Annotated in this window: 17 protein-coding genes and 1 tRNA gene; 6 read left to right on the forward strand and 12 right to left on the reverse strand. The window is 63.8% G+C overall.

What is annotated here, in order from left to right:
• Position 1 precedes the first annotated feature (1 nt).
• Positions 2–733 (forward strand): ABC transporter permease, encoded by a 732-nt coding sequence (locus BLR92_RS09115; protein WP_089727741.1) that lies wholly within the window; start codon positions 2–4, stop codon positions 731–733.
• Positions 734–840: 107 nt separating this feature from the next.
• Here the strand turns inward: BLR92_RS09115 and BLR92_RS09120 are convergent, their stop codons facing one another.
• The 4 genes from BLR92_RS09120 to BLR92_RS09135 are packed head-to-tail and all read right to left on the reverse strand — an operon-like array spanning position 841 to position 5,478.
• Positions 841–1,209: an AtuA-related protein gene (locus BLR92_RS09120; protein ID WP_089727744.1), complete on the reverse strand. Its 369-nt coding sequence runs from the start codon at positions 1,207–1,209 to the stop codon at positions 841–843.
• Positions 1,196–2,581, reverse strand: a complete 1,386-nt coding sequence (locus BLR92_RS09125) for an acyclic terpene utilization AtuA family protein (protein WP_089727746.1) — start codon at positions 2,579–2,581, stop codon at positions 1,196–1,198. Before BLR92_RS09125 ends, BLR92_RS09120 begins: the two co-directional genes overlap by 14 nt.
• Positions 2,578–4,491, reverse strand: coding sequence for a TRAP transporter permease (locus BLR92_RS09130; protein WP_089727748.1), 1,914 nt, complete (start codon positions 4,489–4,491; stop codon positions 2,578–2,580). Before BLR92_RS09130 ends, BLR92_RS09125 begins: the two co-directional genes overlap by 4 nt.
• Positions 4,492–4,509: 18 nt before the next feature.
• Positions 4,510–5,478, reverse strand: coding sequence for a TAXI family TRAP transporter solute-binding subunit (locus tag BLR92_RS09135; RefSeq protein WP_089727750.1), 969 nt, complete (start codon positions 5,476–5,478; stop codon positions 4,510–4,512).
• Between the two features lie 140 nt (positions 5,479–5,618).
• Between BLR92_RS09135 and BLR92_RS09140 the strand changes: the two genes are divergently transcribed.
• On the forward strand, positions 5,619–6,503 hold the full coding sequence (locus BLR92_RS09140; protein ID WP_089727752.1) for a LysR family transcriptional regulator: 885 nt from the start codon (positions 5,619–5,621) through the stop codon (positions 6,501–6,503).
• Between the two features lie 103 nt (positions 6,504–6,606).
• Positions 6,607–7,809, forward strand: a complete 1,203-nt coding sequence (locus tag BLR92_RS09145) for a multidrug effflux MFS transporter (RefSeq protein ID WP_089727754.1) — start codon at positions 6,607–6,609, stop codon at positions 7,807–7,809.
• A gap of 177 nt (positions 7,810–7,986) precedes the next feature.
• On the opposite strand, the gene BLR92_RS09150 is transcribed toward BLR92_RS09145, so the two are convergent.
• Positions 7,987–8,063: transfer RNA gene (locus tag BLR92_RS09150), tRNA-Arg, on the reverse strand.
• A 223-nt stretch (positions 8,064–8,286) separates the two neighbouring features.
• Between BLR92_RS09150 and BLR92_RS09155 the strand changes: the two genes are divergently transcribed.
• Positions 8,287–9,084, forward strand: coding sequence for a c-type cytochrome (locus BLR92_RS09155; protein ID WP_245704157.1), 798 nt, complete (start codon positions 8,287–8,289; stop codon positions 9,082–9,084).
• Between the two features lie 70 nt (positions 9,085–9,154).
• Here BLR92_RS09155 and rep read toward each other — a convergent pair whose 3' ends face one another.
• The 4 genes from rep to pyrE form a co-directional block, all read right to left on the reverse strand.
• On the reverse strand, positions 9,155–11,266 hold the full coding sequence (gene rep / locus BLR92_RS09160) for a DNA helicase Rep (RefSeq protein WP_245704158.1): 2,112 nt from the start codon (positions 11,264–11,266) through the stop codon (positions 9,155–9,157).
• Positions 11,267–11,270: 4 nt separating this feature from the next.
• Positions 11,271–11,783 carry a tRNA (uridine(34)/cytosine(34)/5-carboxymethylaminomethyluridine(34)-2'-O)-methyltransferase TrmL gene (gene trmL / locus BLR92_RS09165; protein WP_089727757.1) on the reverse strand — a complete coding sequence of 171 codons (513 nt, stop codon included), beginning with the start codon at positions 11,781–11,783 and terminating at the stop codon, positions 11,271–11,273.
• A 98-nt stretch (positions 11,784–11,881) separates the two neighbouring features.
• Complete coding sequence (locus BLR92_RS09170; protein WP_089727759.1) at positions 11,882–12,436, reverse strand: YfaZ family outer membrane protein; 555 nt, start codon at positions 12,434–12,436, stop codon at positions 11,882–11,884.
• 149 nt (positions 12,437–12,585) lie between these two features.
• On the reverse strand, positions 12,586–13,269 hold the full coding sequence (gene pyrE / locus BLR92_RS09175) for an orotate phosphoribosyltransferase (protein WP_175488768.1): 684 nt from the start codon (positions 13,267–13,269) through the stop codon (positions 12,586–12,588).
• 91 nt (positions 13,270–13,360) lie between these two features.
• Between pyrE and BLR92_RS09180 the strand changes: the two genes are divergently transcribed.
• Together BLR92_RS09180 and BLR92_RS09185 are read left to right on the forward strand one after the other, a co-directional pair.
• The gene (locus tag BLR92_RS09180) at positions 13,361–14,128 is read left to right on the forward strand and encodes an exodeoxyribonuclease III (protein ID WP_089727763.1); all 768 of its coding nucleotides are present in this window, start codon (positions 13,361–13,363) and stop codon (positions 14,126–14,128) included.
• Between the two features lie 42 nt (positions 14,129–14,170).
• A complete protein-coding gene (locus BLR92_RS09185; protein WP_089727765.1) occupies positions 14,171–14,878 on the forward strand; it encodes a GntR family transcriptional regulator in 708 nt (235 codons plus the stop codon).
• Positions 14,879–14,884: 6 nt separating this feature from the next.
• Here the strand turns inward: BLR92_RS09185 and BLR92_RS09190 are convergent, their stop codons facing one another.
• From BLR92_RS09190 to BLR92_RS09200, 3 genes are read right to left on the reverse strand one after another with little or no spacing between them, the layout of a single operon-like run.
• A complete protein-coding gene (locus tag BLR92_RS09190) occupies positions 14,885–15,835 on the reverse strand; it encodes a 3-hydroxyacyl-CoA dehydrogenase NAD-binding domain-containing protein (RefSeq protein WP_089727767.1) in 951 nt (316 codons plus the stop codon).
• Positions 15,832–16,695, reverse strand: a complete 864-nt coding sequence (locus tag BLR92_RS09195) for a 3-hydroxyacyl-CoA dehydrogenase family protein (protein ID WP_089727769.1) — start codon at positions 16,693–16,695, stop codon at positions 15,832–15,834. The genes BLR92_RS09190 and BLR92_RS09195 overlap by 4 nt, the downstream gene beginning before the upstream one ends.
• Positions 16,692–17,615: a dihydrodipicolinate synthase family protein gene (locus BLR92_RS09200; protein ID WP_089727771.1), complete on the reverse strand. Its 924-nt coding sequence runs from the start codon at positions 17,613–17,615 to the stop codon at positions 16,692–16,694. The genes BLR92_RS09195 and BLR92_RS09200 overlap by 4 nt, the downstream gene beginning before the upstream one ends.
• Positions 17,616–17,632 lie beyond the last annotated feature (17 nt).

A 17,632-nucleotide genomic window follows, 5' to 3' on the forward strand; every position in this document is an offset into this window, starting at 1 on the left:
CATGGATTTTTCCTGGCTTACCCAGCCTTACTACCAGAGTTATTTATGGGAAGGCTTCGTCAACACGCTGGTACTGGTTGGCGTATCCGGCGTGTTGGGTCTGGGGCTGGCGGTGGCCTTCGCGCTGATGCAGATCAACGCCCCCCGACCACTGGCCATGCTGGTGCGTGGCTTTACCACCACGATTCGCGGCACGCCGCTGCTGGTGCAGTTGTTCTTCTTTTACTACGGCGTGGGGCATTTGCTACCGGGAATTCCCGGCCTGCGGGAGAGCGTTTTCTGGCCGATCCTGCGCGACCCGTTCTTCTACGGCGCGCTGACCTTCACGATCAGCGTCGGTGCCTACTCCGGCGAGGTGATCCGCGGCGCCATGCTCAGTGTACCGAGTGGCGAGCTGGCCGCCGGTCGCGCCTTCGGGCTGACACGCTTTCAGGTGCTGTATCGGTTATGGCTACCGCGAGCCATTCAGCTCTGCCTGCCGACGCTGACCGGCGAGATGATCCTGCTGCTGAAATCGGTACCGCTGGTCTCGACCATCGCCATGATGGATCTGCTCATGGCCGCCAACATCATTCGCGATGAGACCTTTCTGGTCTACGAGCCGCTGCTGTTGATCGCCGGCATCTACATCGCCATGACCCTGGTGCTGACCGGCGCCATGCGACTCATCGAGCAGCGCTTCCCCGGCGCACGCCCGGTGGCCACGCGCAGGCGTCGGTTGCTGCCGGGTTAGGGCCACTGCCCTGACTTCGGTCATCGAGAAGATCCGCTCTGGGTCAATACCTAAGCATGGCCCTTTAGCTCCCTACACCGCTCTTCGATCTCAATTTTTAGTGCCTGTCAGGTTTCCCCCAGTAGCAGACCGGCATCGACCGTGACCGACATGCCCAGCAGCAGGAAGGATAGCGTCTTGCCGTGGCCATCCAGATTCAGCGCCCCGTTCACCCCACCTTGCAGTACGTCGTCGATGACGAAGTTCATGCCGGCCAGGTTGGGCATCAGATAACGCCTGACCCGGCTGGCACCCCGATGGGCAAGCAGTGCCTGCACTCGTGCCTCGGTGACCTGCTCGACGAGGGCACTATAGGCCTCGGGGCGATAGGCGAATAACGACAGGTTAAGCCGGTTGCCCTTGTCGCCCGCCCGTGAATGCGCCAGCCGATGGAGTGGGGCCGTGGCTGGACCTTGATGTATTTCAGCTTGCGACATGATCGGAGCTCCCGGAATCCACTAGCGTGGCGAAGGCCTCTACGTCGGTGCGTTTGACCAGATAGGACGCGGTGCATACCCGACGCTGTAGCTGACGACGCACCCCGCCACCGCCGGCCGGCCCGGCGCAGTAAAGCGCCAGCAGCTCCTGGGTAGCGCGCTCGACCCAGACTCGCTCGGGATGCTCTACCGCTAGTCTTAACCGGTAATCGCCATCCGGGGCTGCTGGCTCGCGCTGCAGCGTGCCATCGTCATCATCGAAGACGCTGGCATGACCGACGATGTCCAGGCGCTTGCGCAGCTCCTGCGGAACCCGAAAAGCCAACCGCTCGCGCAGCACCTGCCCCGCCAGACGCGCCCGGGCCAGCGCATTGGGACCGGCATAGGAGATCTCCGCTTCGCCCTGCCAGCCGCCTTCGTAGCAGACAGTGGTCTTGAGCCTGGGCGGTGCCGGCTTGCCGCGGATGCCCATGACTTCGACCCGATCGGGGCCGAGTTCGCGCACCTGCGCTCCGCTCAGGTCGACGACCACGTCGGGTGTGAGGTAGGCGGCGGGGTCGTGCACCTCGTAGAGCAGCTGCTCCTTGACCGTGCGCTCGGTGACACAGCCGCCCGTCCCCGGTGGCTTGGTCACCACCAGGCGGCCATCCACCTCGACCTCGATGATGGGGTAGCCCAGCGTGGCTAGCCCCTCCACCTCCTTGAAACCGGGATCGGCGAAATACCCCCCACTGACCTGGGCCCCGCACTCACCGAGATGCCCCGCCATGATGCCTGCCGCCAGCCGATCCCAGTCATCCCAGGCCCAGCCGAAATGATGAACGAGCGGGGCCAGAAACAGTGACGGGTCGGCCACTCGGCCGGTGACGACGACCTCGGCCCCCAGTTCCAGCGCCTGAACCAGCGGCGCAGCCCCCAGATAGACATTGGCCGAGACCAACTGATCGGCTTCGGGCAGTGCCTGCGTTTCCGCCTCCCATAGGGTCAGGTCGAGATCTGTCAACCGGGCGCGAATATCGTCGCCATGCACCCGACCGATGCGTATATCGGGCCGACCGGCCTGACGGGCCAGACGCGACACCACTTCACAGGCTCCGTCGGGGTTGGCGGCGCCGAAATTGCCCAGGATAGCGATGCCATGCCTCAGGCAATCCCTGAGCACCGGGGCCAGCAACTCATCGAGCAGCGGCTCGAATCCGGCCTCCGGCGTCTCGCGCATGGCACGATGAGCGGCGGCCAGGGTACGCTCACCCAAGGTCTCGAAGACGAGAGCACAGGGTTGGCCACGACGGATCAACTCGGCGACGATGGGAGCCGCCGCATCGGTGCGGTCTCCCGAGAATCCCGCCCCACTGCCTAGCAGAAAGCTCATGGGCGTGTCCCCCGGGAGTGGGTCATGGTCTGCGCCGATAGAGGTCTGGCTTCGGCGTACCGTCGTGTCAGCGTAAGATGCCTGGCATATAGCCCGGCCAGCACCAGCAAGGCGGAGAGTGTCGTGAGCCAGCCTGGCGTCAATGCCAGGACGATGACCAGCGCCAGCCCCGCCATGTCGAGAAGCCGTACGCCCGTCACCGACACCCGGGATACCAGCGCGGCAAACGCCGTCACGAAGGCCAGCCCCTGGCAGATGGCCAGAACGATATCGGTCCAGTTGCCGAAGCCCGCCAGGGCCGGGTAGATCAGCAGCAGGAAGGGAATCACGTAGATCGCCGCCGCCAGGCGCACCGACTCACCCGCTGCATGAAGCCAGCCGGTCTGGGCGATGCCCGAGGCCACGAAGACCGCCACGCACACCGGTGGCGTGATCACCGACAGCGTGGCGAAATAGAAGACGAACAGGTGGGCGATCAGCGGCTCGACGCCGATCTCGGTAAGCGCCGGGGCCAGCACGGAGGCCACCAGCACGTAGGCTGCCGTGGTGGGAATGCCCATGCCGAGAACCAGGCACACGCCACCGACGATGAGCGCGACCAGGAACAGCGACTGTCCACCGACCTCGACAATCAGGCTGGCCAGCGTCACGCCGATACCGGTCATGCCGATCATTCCCACCAGGATCTGCGCCCCGGCCAGCAGCACGCCGATAATGACCATGCCCTTGCCGGCATCGATCAGCCCCGATAATAGCCGGGTAGCGATATCGCGCAGCGGAGTCCGCGCCAACAGAGCGAAGCCCGTGTAGGACAGCACGGTCATCAGTACGCCATAGAAGGCCGCAGTCTGAATCGAGCGTCCCGACAGTACGCCGTAGAACAGGCCCCCAAGGGCAGCCAGGATGGGCACGAGCCGTTCGGCGCGCAATACCGAGGCCCAGCTTGGCAGTTCCTCCTCGGGGACCACCTGCAGGCCCCGGCGCCGGGCCACCATATGGATGGTCAGGAACACGCCAAGATAGAAAAATACCGCAGGCAACAGCGCGGCCAGGGCGATGCGCACGTAACTCTCGCCGAGGATCTCGGCCATGATGAAGGCCGCCGCACCCAGGATCGGCGGGGCGATCTGGCCACCGGTGGAAGCGACCGCCTCGACGCCGGCGGCAAAAGGGCGCGGATAGCCCAGGCGCTTCATCATGGGAATCGTGAAATTGCCGGTGGTCGCGACGTTGGCCACGGCACTGCCGCTGACCATGCCGAACAGCCCCGACGCCACCGTGGCCACCTTGGCGGCGCCGCCGGGAGCACGCCCGCTGATGCGCAGGGCCAGATCCATGAAAGTCTGCCCACCGCCGGTATGCAGCAGCAGGCCACCGAACAGAACGAAAGCGGCGATGGTCGTGGCGGCCACGCCTACCAGCATGCCCCAGATACCCAAGTCGCCGAGGAACAGCGTCTCGGTCACGAAGGCCGGGCCAAAGCCGCGATGCCCCAGTGCACCGGGAATATAGGCCCCCAGGAAGGCATAGCCCAGCCCGGCGACGACCAGCAGCGGAAATATCCAGCCGATGGCACGCCGGGATAGCTCCAGAATGGTGACCACCAGGGCGGCGGTCATCAGCATGTCCCAGGTCGTGGCCCAGGGCAGTTCGACCAGGATCCGCTGTTGGTTGATAGCGATGTAACCACAGGCCACCACCGCACTGGCCGCCAGTGCCAAATCGATAGCAATACCCAGAGGGCGCCAGTGCGTGCCGGCCCCCAGTGGATAGATAACGAGGCCGAGCAGCAGGGCCAGCGCAAGGAAGACGCTGCGCTGGGCCAGACTGTCGAACGGCCCGGTTGCGGAGGTATAGAGAATCAACCCGCCCAGTGCCAGGGCCAACCCCTTGATCAGATGTTCACGCATGCGCCTTCCTCCAGACCGTTATTTGGCCGGCTGCAAGGCTTCGGGAATCTCAAGGCCCTGCTCCCGATAGTAACGCGCCGCACCGGGATGTAGCGGTACCGTACCGACATCAAGCGTCATGCGCGCCATGTCCGCCCCCTCGACGGCCGAGAAGGCATTGGCCTGTGGCTCGGGGTTTTCCATGATGGCCTTGACGAGCTGGTAGGCGGTCTCCTCATCGAGCCCCGGGCGGGCATGCACGGCGACACCGAATGCCCAGGTCTTGTAGGCCGGCAGCCCCTCCCCAGCCCCAGCGGGAATCTCGACGACGCCAATGTCCGGCATTTCCTCACGCAGGGTCTTCGCCTGCTCGTCAGTCAGCGAGAGCACCCGGATCGGGGTGAAGGTCGCGATATCCATGGTCGAACCATCGAGACGGTTGCCCACACCGGATTTCACATAGCCGGCCAGGCGACCGTCCTTGATGGAATTCACGACATTGGTGGTCGAGCCGCGTACGTAGTCGGGCTGGATGCCCAGCGTATTCATCACCGCCTCGGTGGTGGCCTCGGTGGCCGAACCGGTGATGCCCGGATTGAAGCGTACGCCTTCCAGGCCCTCTAGCGAGGTAACGCCGGCGTCCTTGCGTACCACCGCATTCTGGGGCGCCACGGTATAGACCCACAGCAGGCGGCTGTCGACGGGGCGATCTTCGAAGTCGTTGAGCCCCTTGTAGGCGTGATAGCCGGTATTGGTCGTCACGAGTCCCAGGTCGATCTGGTTGCGACTGATCCGGCGCAGGTTATCCACGGTTGCCCCGGTCTCGGCGACCGATGAGCTGATACCCTCTACCTGGTTGTTGATGATCTGATTGACGGCCACGAAATAGCCATAGTGGCTCGACGAGCCGGAGGTCGAGCCGATGAGCAGGCGCTCTTCAGCCTGGACAGTGGAAGAAACAGCGAGCACAGCAAGGCTGGCCGCCACGGCGGTGAGTAGCGTTTTCATGGTTGGCTCCATGGGCCGCATTTGCAGGCCCTTGTTGTTGTGTGGCATGGCGCCGGGCGCTCAGCGCCTTCCTCTGCAGGGTCGCCGCCAGAGATTATTTTGTATATTGAATAGTTTTTAAGATTCCTTATATTTATTAAATGAATCCCAGCATCAAGCAGCTCAAAGCCTTTGTCGCGGTGGCCCATTCGCGCAGCTTGGCGGAGGCCAGTGAACGTATTCATCTCTCGCAGCCGGCGCTGAGCATTACCATCCGCAAGCTCGAAGAGACGGTTGGCGGTCCTCTGTTCGCCCGCACGACTCGCCAGCTATGGCTCACGCCAGAGGGAGAAGCCTTCCTCCCCGTGGCGATACGCCTGCTCAACGACTGGACGGAAGCCTTCGAGGATCTCAACGAGCGCTTCATGAAGAAGCGCGGCAAGGTCACCATCGCTGCACTGCCCACCCTGGCGGCGGGCCTATTGCCGGGCATCATCGCGGCCTTTCGAGAGCGTCATCCGCAAATCAACCTGAGCCTTCATGACGTACTTGCCGATCAGGTCAATCAGCTCGTGCGCGAGGGTCGTGCCGATCTGGGATTCTCGGTCCCGCCCCAGGAATCCGACGACCTAGTCTTCGAACCCATCCTGGCCGACCGCTATGTCGTCGTCTGCCCTCATGGACATCCCTTGCTGGCCCAGGACGACGTGGCATGGGCACAGCTTTCGGGCTATCCGTTCATCGGTATCAACCGGCTGTCGAGTTCCAGGCAGGACATCGACCGGATCATGGCCGAGGTCGGCAAGCCGCTCGATATCCTCTGTGATGTCAGCCAGATCGCCACGGTGGGCCGCATGGCGGCGGCCGGCATCGGTATCAGTGTGCTGCCGGCGCTTAGCTTCCGGCAGATCGCTGGCGACGGCATCGCCTACCGTCACTTGGTCGAACCAACCATTACTCGCGAACTGGGTGTCATCATGCGCCGGCGTCACCCGCTCTCGGCTGCAGCGACGGCCCTGATGGCGCTGATCCGTGACGCGACATGAACCGGGGCTTGATAGCCTGCGCACCGCCTTGCTCTCTTCGTTAGCTGGCTAATGCGATACGCGACGACGTAGAATTGCTATCCGATCATCGAATTGGATAGCCATGATCAAGCTCACCTCGCCGCTTGCCGTCGTCGTTCTTGCCGCCATGGTGGCGATGGGGCCGCTGGCCACCTCCATGTACCTGCCCGCCTTCCCGGCCATGGCCGAGACGTTCGGCGTCGGCGCGGACGAGGTCCAGTTGACGCTGAGTGCCTACATGATCGGCCTGGCAGTGGCGCAGCTGCTCTGCGGACCGCTAGCCGATCGTTTCGGGCGTAAGCCGCTGCTGCTCACCGGCATGGCCCTGTTCTGCCTGGGCAGCGTGGGCTGCACGTTCGCCGACAGCATCGATAGGCTGTTCGGCTACCGCTTCCTCCAGGCCTTCGGCGCGGCGTCCGGCATGGTACTGGCGCAGGCGATGGTCCGGGATACCTTCGAGCCGATCGATGCGGCGAAGAAGCTCGCCTACATGGGCAGTACTGTGGCGGTCGCTCCGGCGCTCGCCCCGGTCGTGGGCGGCACGCTGCTGGTGGCATTCGGCTGGCCGTCGATCTTCCTGGTCCTGGCCCTCTATGCGGCGCTGACACTGGCCATCGTCAGCGTCGGCCTGCCCGAGTCGCTGCCCCGAGACCGCCGTCAGCCCCTGCATCCGCGCACGGTGTCGGGCAACTACCTGGCGGTGATCGGCAACCGCGCCTTTCTCGCCCATGCGCTGGCGGTGAGCCTGATGTTTGCCGGCCACTACGGCTTCATGTCGGGCGCGCCGTTCGTGCTGATCGAGCTGTTCGACGTGCCCGAAGCCCGCTTCGGCTGGTACTTCCTGTTCGTGGTGGTGGCCTTCATCACCGGCAACCTGCTGGGTGCGCGCCTGACCGCCCGGGTCGGCGGCCACCGCCTGATTCTCGCTGGCGGCAGCCTACTGGTTCTGGCCGGCGCGCTGCTGGTGACATTCACGATGAGCGGTACCGATGCCGTGGCGGCGATCATCGGGCCGCAGGTCATCTACGGCATCGGCTCGGGCATGATGATGCCGCAGTTGATCGCTGGCGCCCTGGCCCCCTTCCAGCACATGGCCGGCACCGCCGCCTCGCTGCTGGGCTTCATCCAGATGGGCTCGGCGGCGGCCTCCAGCGCCCTGGTCGGTCGCCTGTACGACGGCACGGCGCTGCCGATGGTACTGGTCATCGGCCTGGCCGGAGCCAGTGCCCTGGTCATCTACCTGGCGCTGGTTGGCCGACCGACCTTGACTCCTCAAGCGGAATGACTCTCGCTGTTGTGGCCCTCCAAGTCTGCCCGTTTCAGGCCAACCTGCGAAGAGCCAAAAAGGATGAGAACTCATCTCCGCTGCCTTTGGATTGTCGCTTGTGATTACCTGCGTGGTTACAGGCAGCCGAGCGAGCATTAAAAAGGGCCTGCGATGTCTCGCAGGCCCTTTAATATTTGGCGCGCCCAGTAGGATTCGAACCTACGACCACCGCCTTCGGAGGGCGGTACTCTATCCAGCTGAGCTATGGGCGCGTGGCAACTTGCAAGGACCAAGCCTTGAAAGCGGCAACAATCCTATATGCCTGACAGGCGACTGTCCAGCGGCTCCGGGTGGTCGCGAGCCGATGCCGGCCGATTGCCGGGTGCGGCACAAAGTGTGGCCATTTCGCGCTTATTAAGGTTATCGGTATACTGTCGACCTTCACGCTATTGCGTCGATCGGGTTTCGATTACAAGACCGTAAGAGGTGGTGAGAGTGAAATTCAAGAAATGGATCATGGGGGCTCTGGCTACCCTGGGTCTGGCCGTCGGCACGGCCTCGGCCCAGTCCTCCGATATGTCTAATGAAGCCATCGCCAAGCGCCTGGCACCGGTGGGCGAGCTGTGCCTGGTCGACGAGGATTGCGGTGGCGCCGCACCGGCAGCCGCCGCGGGTGGCGGTGGCGGTGGCAAATCGGGCGAGGAAATCTACGCCAGCGTGTGCATGGCCTGTCATGACACCGGCGCCGCCGGCGCGCCCAAACGGGGCGATGCCGCCGCCTGGGGATCGCGCATGGAAAAAGGCATGGAAACCTTGTATGCCCATGCCATCGATGGCTTCAATGCGATGCCCGCCAAGGGTGGCAACCCGAGCCTCTCCGACCAGGACGTGAAGAGCGCGGTGAATTATCTGACCGAGCCGGTGCGCGGCGACGATGTTGCTATCGACACCGGCAGCGACGCCGGCGCTGCGGCAGCCGAAGACGCGACAGCGGATGCCGAAGCGGCTCCCGCCGAGGGCGCTACGACCGAGGTCGCGGCTGCCGGCGGTAGTATCGACGGCGCGGCGATCTACGCTCAAGTCTGCACGGCCTGTCACGCCACCGGCGTGGCCGGGGCGCCCAAGCGTGGCGACGCCGCCGCCTGGAGCCCGCGTCTGGAGAAGGGCGTGGAAACGCTGTATAGCAGCGCCATCAACGGTCTCGGTGTCATGCCACCCAAGGGCGGCAATCCGAACCTGAGCGACGCCGAAGTCAAGGCGGCGGTCGATCACCTGATCGCGCCGGTGCAGTAACGCCTAAGCACGCAATCACGAACGGGGCGCCAGTCGGCGCCCCGTTCGTGTTGGTGTCGGGATAAAATCCTCAATCCAGTAAAGAGCGCAATCCGGCGATGGCGACCTGGCCTCGCGCCTGCTTCTTTTCGGGGTTTTCCTTGTCGGCGCGGCCTTCCCACTCCAGGTCGTCCTCCGGCAGTTCATCGAGGAAACGGCTCGGCGTGCAGTCCATCAACTCGCCATAAGTCTTGCGCTGCCTGGCCAGTGTCAGTGTCAAGGTGCGCCGCGCACGAGTGATGCCGACATAAGCCAGGCGGCGCTCTTCCTCGACCGTGCCGGCTTCGATGGCATTGCGGTGCGGGAGTAGATCTTCCTCGAGGCCCATAAGATAAACGTGTGGGAACTCCAACCCCTTGGAGGCATGCATGGTGAGAAGCTGCACGCGATCGGAGTCGTCCTCCTCGGCCTGCTGTTCGAGGATATCACGCAGCACCAGCCGCGAGATCGCAGCCTCGACGCTGTCGGTCTCGGTATCCTCGCTGGCTTCAATCTCTTCAGGATCGCGCTGCATCGATTTCTCGAGCTGATCGATGAGTATCCATACGTTGGCCATGCGCCGCTCGGCGACGGTCGGCGCGCTGGCGTTCTGGTGCAGCCAGGCCTCGTAATCCATGTCGCGCAGCATCTCGCGAATCGCCGCGATGGCGTCGCCCTGATCCATGCGCTTGCGCACGCCGTCGATGAAATGCACGAAGCGGCCCAGCCGCTCCACGGCGCGGGTCGGCAATAGCTGCTCCAGCCCCAGCTCGTGACAGGCGGCGAACAGCGAGATGCCGCGTCCGGTGGCTTGGTCATTGGCATAGTTGGCGAGTTTTTCCAGGGTGCCGGGGCCGATCTCACGGCGCGGCACGTTGACGATGCGCAGGAAGGCGTTGTCGTCGCCCGGATTGATCAGCAGCCGCAGGTAGGCCATGGCGTCCTTGATCTCGTTGCGCGAGAAGAACGAGGTGCCACCGGAGAGCTTGTAGGGAATCTGGTAGTGCTGCAGCTTGAGTTCGAGCAGCCGGGCCTGGAAGTTGCCCCGGTAGAGCACCGCGAAATCGCGCCAGGCGGCCGACTCCTTGATGCGCCGGGTGAGAATCTCGCTGGCCACGCGCTCGGCTTCGGCTTCCTCGTGGCGGTTGACGACAACGCGGATCGCATCGCCCGGCCCCATATCCGACCACAGGGTCTTCTCGTAGACGTGGGGGTTGTTGCTGATCAGCGTGTTGGCGGCGCGCAGGATCACCCCGGTGGAACGGTAGTTCTGCTCCAGCTTGATGACCTTGAGGCGCGGGAAATCCTCGCCGAGGGTGACCAGGTTCTCCGGTCGCGCGCCGCGCCAGGCATAGATCGACTGGTCGTCATCGCCGACCACGGTGAAGGTGGCGCGCTCGCTCATCAACAGCTTGACCAGCAGGTATTGGCTGACGTTGGTGTCCTGATACTCGTCGACCAGCATGTAGTGGATCTTGCGTTGCCAGCGCGCCAACGCTTCAGGGTCACTTTGCAGCAGCACCACCGGCAGCAGGATCAGGTCGTCGAAGTCAACGGCGTTATAGGCCTTCAAATGCCGGTTATAAGCCTCGTACAACCGCGCGGCGTACTGCTCATCTTCGTCCACGGCGTGCGACAGTGCTTGGCCGGGCAGCACCAGATCGTTCTTCCAGGTGGATATCTGGCTCTGCACCCGGTTGATCTGATCGGCGTCGATCTGAGCGTCCTTCTGCATCAGGTCGCGCAGCAGCGCCTTGGCGTCTTCGGGATCGAACAGCGAAAAGCCCGACTTGTAGCCCAGCGTCTTGAGCTCACCGCGAATGATGTTGAGCCCCAGGGTGTGGAAGGTCGATACCGTCAGCCCGTGGCCCTCGCGGCCCTTGAGAAGCTGGCCGACGCGCTCCTTCATCTCGCGGGCGGCCTTGTTGGTGAAGGTCACCGCAGCGATCTTGCGCGCGCTCATGCCGCATTCCTGAACCAGGTAGGCGATCTTGCTGGTGATCACGCTGGTTTTGCCCGAGCCGGCGCCGGCCAGCACCAGGCAGGGGCCGTCGATGTAGCGCACGGCTTCCTGTTGGCGTGGATTGAGCTTGGCAAGGCGTTGGCTTATTTCGCCAGAGCGCTGATGGCTTTTTTCACCAAACCGCTGATGGCTCTTAGACATATCGTTACTCGGACCCGGACACATCGGACGAACCCGGAACGCCGGCCGCAGGAAGGCCGGCGCCGTCGAAATCCAACTGACGCCAGGCCTCGAAGATCAGGATGGCGCAGGCATTCGACAGGTTCAGGCTGCGGCTCTGCGGCAGCATGGGAATGCGCAGGCGTTGTTCGGCCGGCAGCGCGTCGAGCATCGGCTGTGGCAGGCCACGCGTTTCGGGGCCGAACACCAGGGCGTCGCCTTCGCGATACGCCGGTTCGTGGTAGCCGGTGCGCCCGCGGGTGGATACGGCGAAGACCCGGGCAGGCACCGCGTCGCGCATGAAGGAAGACCAATCGGCATGCACGCGCACCCGCGCCCATTCGTGATAGTCCAGCCCGGCGCGGCGCAGGCGTTTGTCATCGAGCGCGAAGGCCAGCGGCTCGATCAGATGCAGGCGAAAGCCGGTATTCGCGCACAGCCGGATGATATTGCCGGTATTGGGCGGAATCTCGGGTTCGAAGAGGACGATGTCGAGCATGAGGCTTCATGGCCGGGAGCGATGAGTATGCGCGCATCATACGCAATCGGCGCCCCGATTGGGACGCCGATTGCGCGGTACTTCGACGACGCGGGCGATCAAAAGCCGATGCTGACGCCCAGCATCGGCCCGCTGTCGAGCGTCTGCGCATCTTCGTTCTCGAAGTCGGAACGAAAATAGCGATAGCCGCCGTAGAGATACGTTTGCGATACCAGGTTCACACGCACCTGGGCACCGTACTCATAACTCTTTTCGAGATCGCCGTGGCTCAAGCCTTCCGGCGTGTAGAAGCCGTAGGCGCCGACCGAGGTCAACGGAATCGGCGTGGCGACGAACGCCGAACCGCCCAGGCCCAGGCCGCCGCCATTGCCGTAGTGCGTGTCCTGATACTGATAGCGGCCACCGACCGCCAGGTCGATACCCGGCAGGTAGGGCGAGAACATCAGCGAACCGGAGTAGGCCTTGGCATTGTGGCCGCTGTCGTCGGTGTTGAGGTAGCCGACGCCGGCGCGCAAGCCGGGAAGTATCGCCTGGCTGGCATCGACGCCGAAGGACTCGTCGCCGGCGTTGGCGGAGACGCTAAGTGCCATGGCCTGATGACTGGCAAGCACGAAGGTGGCGGTGGTCAGCGCGAAACCCAATTTCTTGATCATGTCACTTCCTCCCTATCGGAGCGCGTCGAAACGCGGTGTACTGCGATAGAAATAGTGGCATAATTGCACGGATTATCAAACGCTGTTTTTAAACCAGCTTTGCGGACCCGATAGTGCGCATCAATGACTCGCGACCAGCCATGCAGCCGTCAAGCGGAAGCCACGCCGTAGCGGGCGCGGTAGGCGCGGATCGCCTCGCCGTGAGCGGCCAGCGATTCGCCGGCGTGCACCTCGACATACTCGAGGACCTGATCGAGCGTGACGATACTGATCACCGGCATGGCGTAGCGCACCTCGACCTCCTGGATCGCGCTCTGGCGCTTCATTTCACCGTCAGCCGCGCCGCGCTCCTGGCGGTCCAGCGCGATGACCACGCCGGCGGCCTCGGCGCCGGCCGCGTCGATCAGGCTCATGACCTCGCCGATGGCGGTGCCGGCGGTGATCACGTCGTCGATGATCAGGATGCGGCCACTCAGCTCGGCGCCGACGATGTTGCCGCCTTCGCCGTGGTCCTTGGCCTCCTTGCGATTGAACGCGAAGGGCAGGTCACGACCGTGATGATCGGCCAATGCCACTGCGGTGGTCGCGGCCAACGGGATGCCCTTGTAAGCTGGACCGAACAGCACGTCGGTTTGGATGCCGCTGTCGGCGATGGCCTGGGCATAGAAGCGACCCAGCCGGGCCAGTGCCGCACCGCTGCGGAACAGGCCGGCGTTGAAGAAGTAAGGGCTGATTCGACCGGATTTCAGCGTGAACTCACCGAACCCGAGCACGCCCTGCTCGATGGCGAAGGCGATGAAGTCACGCTGATACGCTTGCAGATGGCCGGCCACGAATCCCCCTATCATATTTATTGGTAAGAGCAATTTACCCAAACGTCGAAAGCTCGGGTATGATACACGCGCGACGAAAAAGGGACCATGTATGAAAATCGCCAGCATCAACGTCAACGGAATTCGTGAAGCGGTCGATCGAGGTTTTCTCGATTGGCTGGCCGAGCAGGATGCCGACGTCGTCTGCGTGCAAAACCTGAAGGCCAAGAGCTTCGAGCTCGATGACAGCATCCTGTATCCCGAAGGCTACGAGGGCTATTTCCTGGATGCCGAACAGGACGGGTTTTCCGGCGTCGGCATCTATTGCCGCAAGATTCCCAAGGCCATCATGTACGGCCTGGGCTTCGAGCAGTGCGACAACGAGGCGCGCTTTCTGCAGGCCGACTACGACCGCTTCAGCATCGTCAGCTTCCTGATGCCCGATGGCAGCGATTACGCCGCCAAGCAGTCGTTCATGACCCAGTATCAGGAATACCTCAGCAAGATGTCCCGCAAGCGCCGCGAATACATCATCTGCGGCACCTGGCATATTGCCCACAAGACCCTGGATCTGGCCAACTGGGCGGACAACCAGACCACGCCGGGCTTCAAGCCCGAAGAGCGCGCCTGGATGGATCAGGTGTTCGGGCCCACCGGTTTCATCGACACCTTTCGCGAGATCAATCGCGACGCCGGCGAGTACACCTGGTGGCCCAAGCTCGACCAGGACATGCCGCGCGGCCGTCAGGAGGGTTGGCGCATCGACTACCAGGTCATCGGGCCCAACCTGCGCCGTCATGTGGCCGATGCCTGGATCGACGTCGATGCGACCTTCTCCCAGTACGCGCCGTTGATCGTCGAGTACGATCTGGAACTGTAAGCACGCCGAAGACGTGAAACTGCACTATGGAGAGCTTCGCCGATGCGCGCTGCTGGCCTCGAGGGCTACCTTGACGATGACAAGCCCACCGCGAAGAAAAGCGGCGACAACCTCGCCCAGGCCGTCGCCACGAGCCTCGAAGAGGATATCGTCTTCGGGCGCCTGCACCCTCGTGAGCGCCTCGTCGAAGAGGACCTTACCGAGCGCTACCAGGTAAAGCGCCACATCATCCGCCAGGCGCTGGTCATCCTCGAACGCCTGGGGCTGGTCGAGCGAATTCCCAACCGCGGCGCCGTGGTGCGCCTGTATAGCGTGGATGAAGTCGAACAGATCAACGACGTGCGCGAGTTGCTGGAATCCCACGCCGCCGAACTCATCCCGCTACCCCTGGACGATGCCGACATCGAGCTGCTCGAGTCCATCCAGCAACGTCATGCCGAAGCGGTCGAAGCCGGCGACCAACGCCAGGTGTTTCGCACCAACCTGGCCTTCCACAGCACGCTCTTCTCGCTGTGCGGCAACCAGGCACTGGTCGAGGCGATCAAGGACTTCGCGCAGAAATCGCATGCCTACCGCTCGATCTTCGTCAACGACAAGGCCTATTTGCAGTGGGCGGCGAACGCGCACAAGGCGATAGTCGATGCCTTGAAGAATCAGGATCGGCCGGCGCTCGTCGAGCTGTGCCGCGACCACCTCGCTCCGGCCAAGAACCGCTATATCGAAACCTACCGCTCACGCTTTTCCGGCTAGCGGACGTTATCCGCGCGACTCGCCGACGGCCTTGATCGCGGCAACCAGCTTGCGGTCACGCTCCAGCGCCAGCTCCTCTATCGAACGCTCACGTGCCTCATCGAGCACGCCGTCGGCGATCCTGTCCTTGAGTTCGGCGCTCAGGGTCGGCCTGCCCAGACTCTCCCAGCGGCGCTGCTGGCTATCGCCGAGATGCGCGAGATAGTGCCGAATGCCACCTTCGCCGCCCCCCAGGTGATAGGTCAGGTGCGGGCCCATCGTCGCCCAGCGCAGGCCCGGCCCGTAAACGACCGCGGCATCGATGTCGGCGACGCTGGCCACCCCCTGATCGACCAGCGAGACGGCTTCACGCCACAGCGCCGCGCCGAGCCGCCCGGCGATATGGCCTTCGATATCGCGGCGCAGGCGAACCGGCTTCTTGCCCAGATATGCATAGAAGCGCATCGCCCAATCGAGCGTCGTCGCGTCGCTCGACTCGCCCCCCGACACCTCGACCAGCGGCATCAGATGCGGCGGATTGATCGGGTGGCCGGCGATACAACGCTCGGGATGTCGGCAGCCGGCCTGGATATCGCTGATCTTCAGCGCGGAGGTGCTCGAGGCGATGATCGCGCTCGGGCCGAGCCAGCGTTCGAGGTCGGCGAGAATGGCCTGCTTGAGCGCAAGGTTCTCCGGCGCGTTCTCCTGCACGAACTGCACGCCTTCGAGCTCCGGCCCGGGCTCGGCGACGACCTCGACCCTGGCGAAATCGGCGGCGGCAGTCACCAACCCGAGCTCTTCGAGCATCGGCGCCATCGTCGCAATCGTCTGGCGCAGGCGGTTGGCGGCACCGTCTGCCGGATCGATCGCCAGTACCTCGATGCCATGGGCGAGAAACAGCGCGGCCCAGGCCGAGCCGATCAGGCCCGTGCCGATGATCGCGGCGTGGCTAACGTCTTCGGGGGTGGGTCGCGTCATGAGCGATTTTCCTCCAGGTAGGCAAGCAATATTCGCAGTTTCGTCGACGCGCGTTCGGCGACCGCATGCGCGTCCTGCCCACGCCAGTCGTAGAAGCCCCTGCCGCTGTTCAGGCCGATGTCGCCCCGGGCCAGCATGTCCTGGACGAGGGGATTGGGCCTGGCATCGTGACAAAGATCGGGGACGATGGTCCGCTGAGCGCGCGCATGGCCTTCGAGGCCGCCGATATCCTTCTGTTCCAGCAGACCGGATATGCACATGCGCGGACCGAGCAACCAGCGCCCGGCCTTGTCGATATCCTCGGCGCTCGCCAGCCCTTGCGACATCAGATGGTACGCCTCGTGGAGCAGCGCGTGTTGCAGCCGGTTGATCAGCGCACCGGGCACGGGACGCTGCATGACCACCGAGTCCCTGCCGCTCAGCGATAGCAGGCGCCGGGCATCGGCGAGCGTATTCTCGGAAGTCTCGGCGACGCGCACGACCTCGACCAGTGGCAGCTCGCGAGCGGGGTGAAAATAGTGGATACCCAGAAAGCGATCCGGGAAACCCAGCCTGTCGGCGATGTCCTGCAAGGGCAGCCCGGAGGAATTCGAGGCGAGAATCGGCTCGCCGGCGTAAGCGGCCTCGGCGCCCAGCAACAGCTCGCTCTTCAGTTCGATGTCCTCGGGAATCGCCTCGACGATCAACTCCGGCGGTGCCTCGGGAAACGCCGAAAGGGCCTGGATATTGGCGTGAAGTCCGGTCAGCCGCGCCGGGTTTCGGCTGATCAATGCCGTCGCCAAGCCGGCCCTGGCGAACGTATCGGCGATGGCCGTGCCCATGGTGCCCGCGCCGACCACGATGACCCTGGCCACGCTCACGAACCCATTCCCCACCCCGGCATGGAGAATTCATGACGCTTCAACAGCGCATCGAGCGTGCCGCGTTGCGCGCCATCGAGTTCGACGAGTGGCGGCCGCACCCTGGCCCAGCCGTCATCGCCGTTGACGGTGGCAATCGTCGCCTTGAGTGCGGGGATCATCGGCAACTGCGCAATGCTCTCGCGGAAGGCCGTAGTGCTGCGCTGGCGTTCGTCGGCGTCGTCGCTGCGCCAGTTGACGTAAAGATCGTGAATGGCGGCGGGATTGATGTTGGCGGTGGCGCTGATGCAACCGGCGCCGCCGGCCTGCAGCGTTTTCAGCAGGAAGGATTCCGATCCGGCGAACACGGCGAAATCATCGAACCGTTCCAGCATCGTCTGGGTGTTCGACCAATCGCCGGAACTGTCCTTGATGCCGACCACGGTTTCTGGGTATTCCTTCAGCAGCCGTTCGATGAGCGCGAGGCTGATGGGAATCTGGGCGACCTGCGGAATGTGGTAGAGATAAATCCGCAGATCGTGACTGCCGACGCGCTGAATCACCTCGCTGTAATAGCCAAACAACCCCTCGTCGGAGACGCCCTTGTAGTAGAACGGTGGCAGCATCAGCACGCCGCCACAGCCGATATCGACGGCTTTGCCGGTCAGCTCTACCGCATCGGGAATCGAACAGGCACCGGTTCCCGGCATCATGCGGGCCATGTCCAGGCCGCTCGCCGCGATCTCGTCGAGCAGTGAAAGCCTCTCGGCCACGCTGAGCGAATTCGCCTCGCTGTTGGTGCCGAACAGGGCCAGCCCACATTGCTGGGACAGCAACCAGCGACAATGGGTGATCCAGCGTTGCGGATCGGGGTTGAGGTCGCTATCGAACGGTGTGACGACCGGCGACAGAACGCCCGTGAAGGCAGCATTGGACGACATGAGTTACCCTCCTGTTT

The sequence above is a fragment of the Modicisalibacter muralis genome, from assembly GCF_900102945.1.
Lineage (GTDB): Bacteria > Pseudomonadota > Gammaproteobacteria > Pseudomonadales > Halomonadaceae > Modicisalibacter > Modicisalibacter muralis.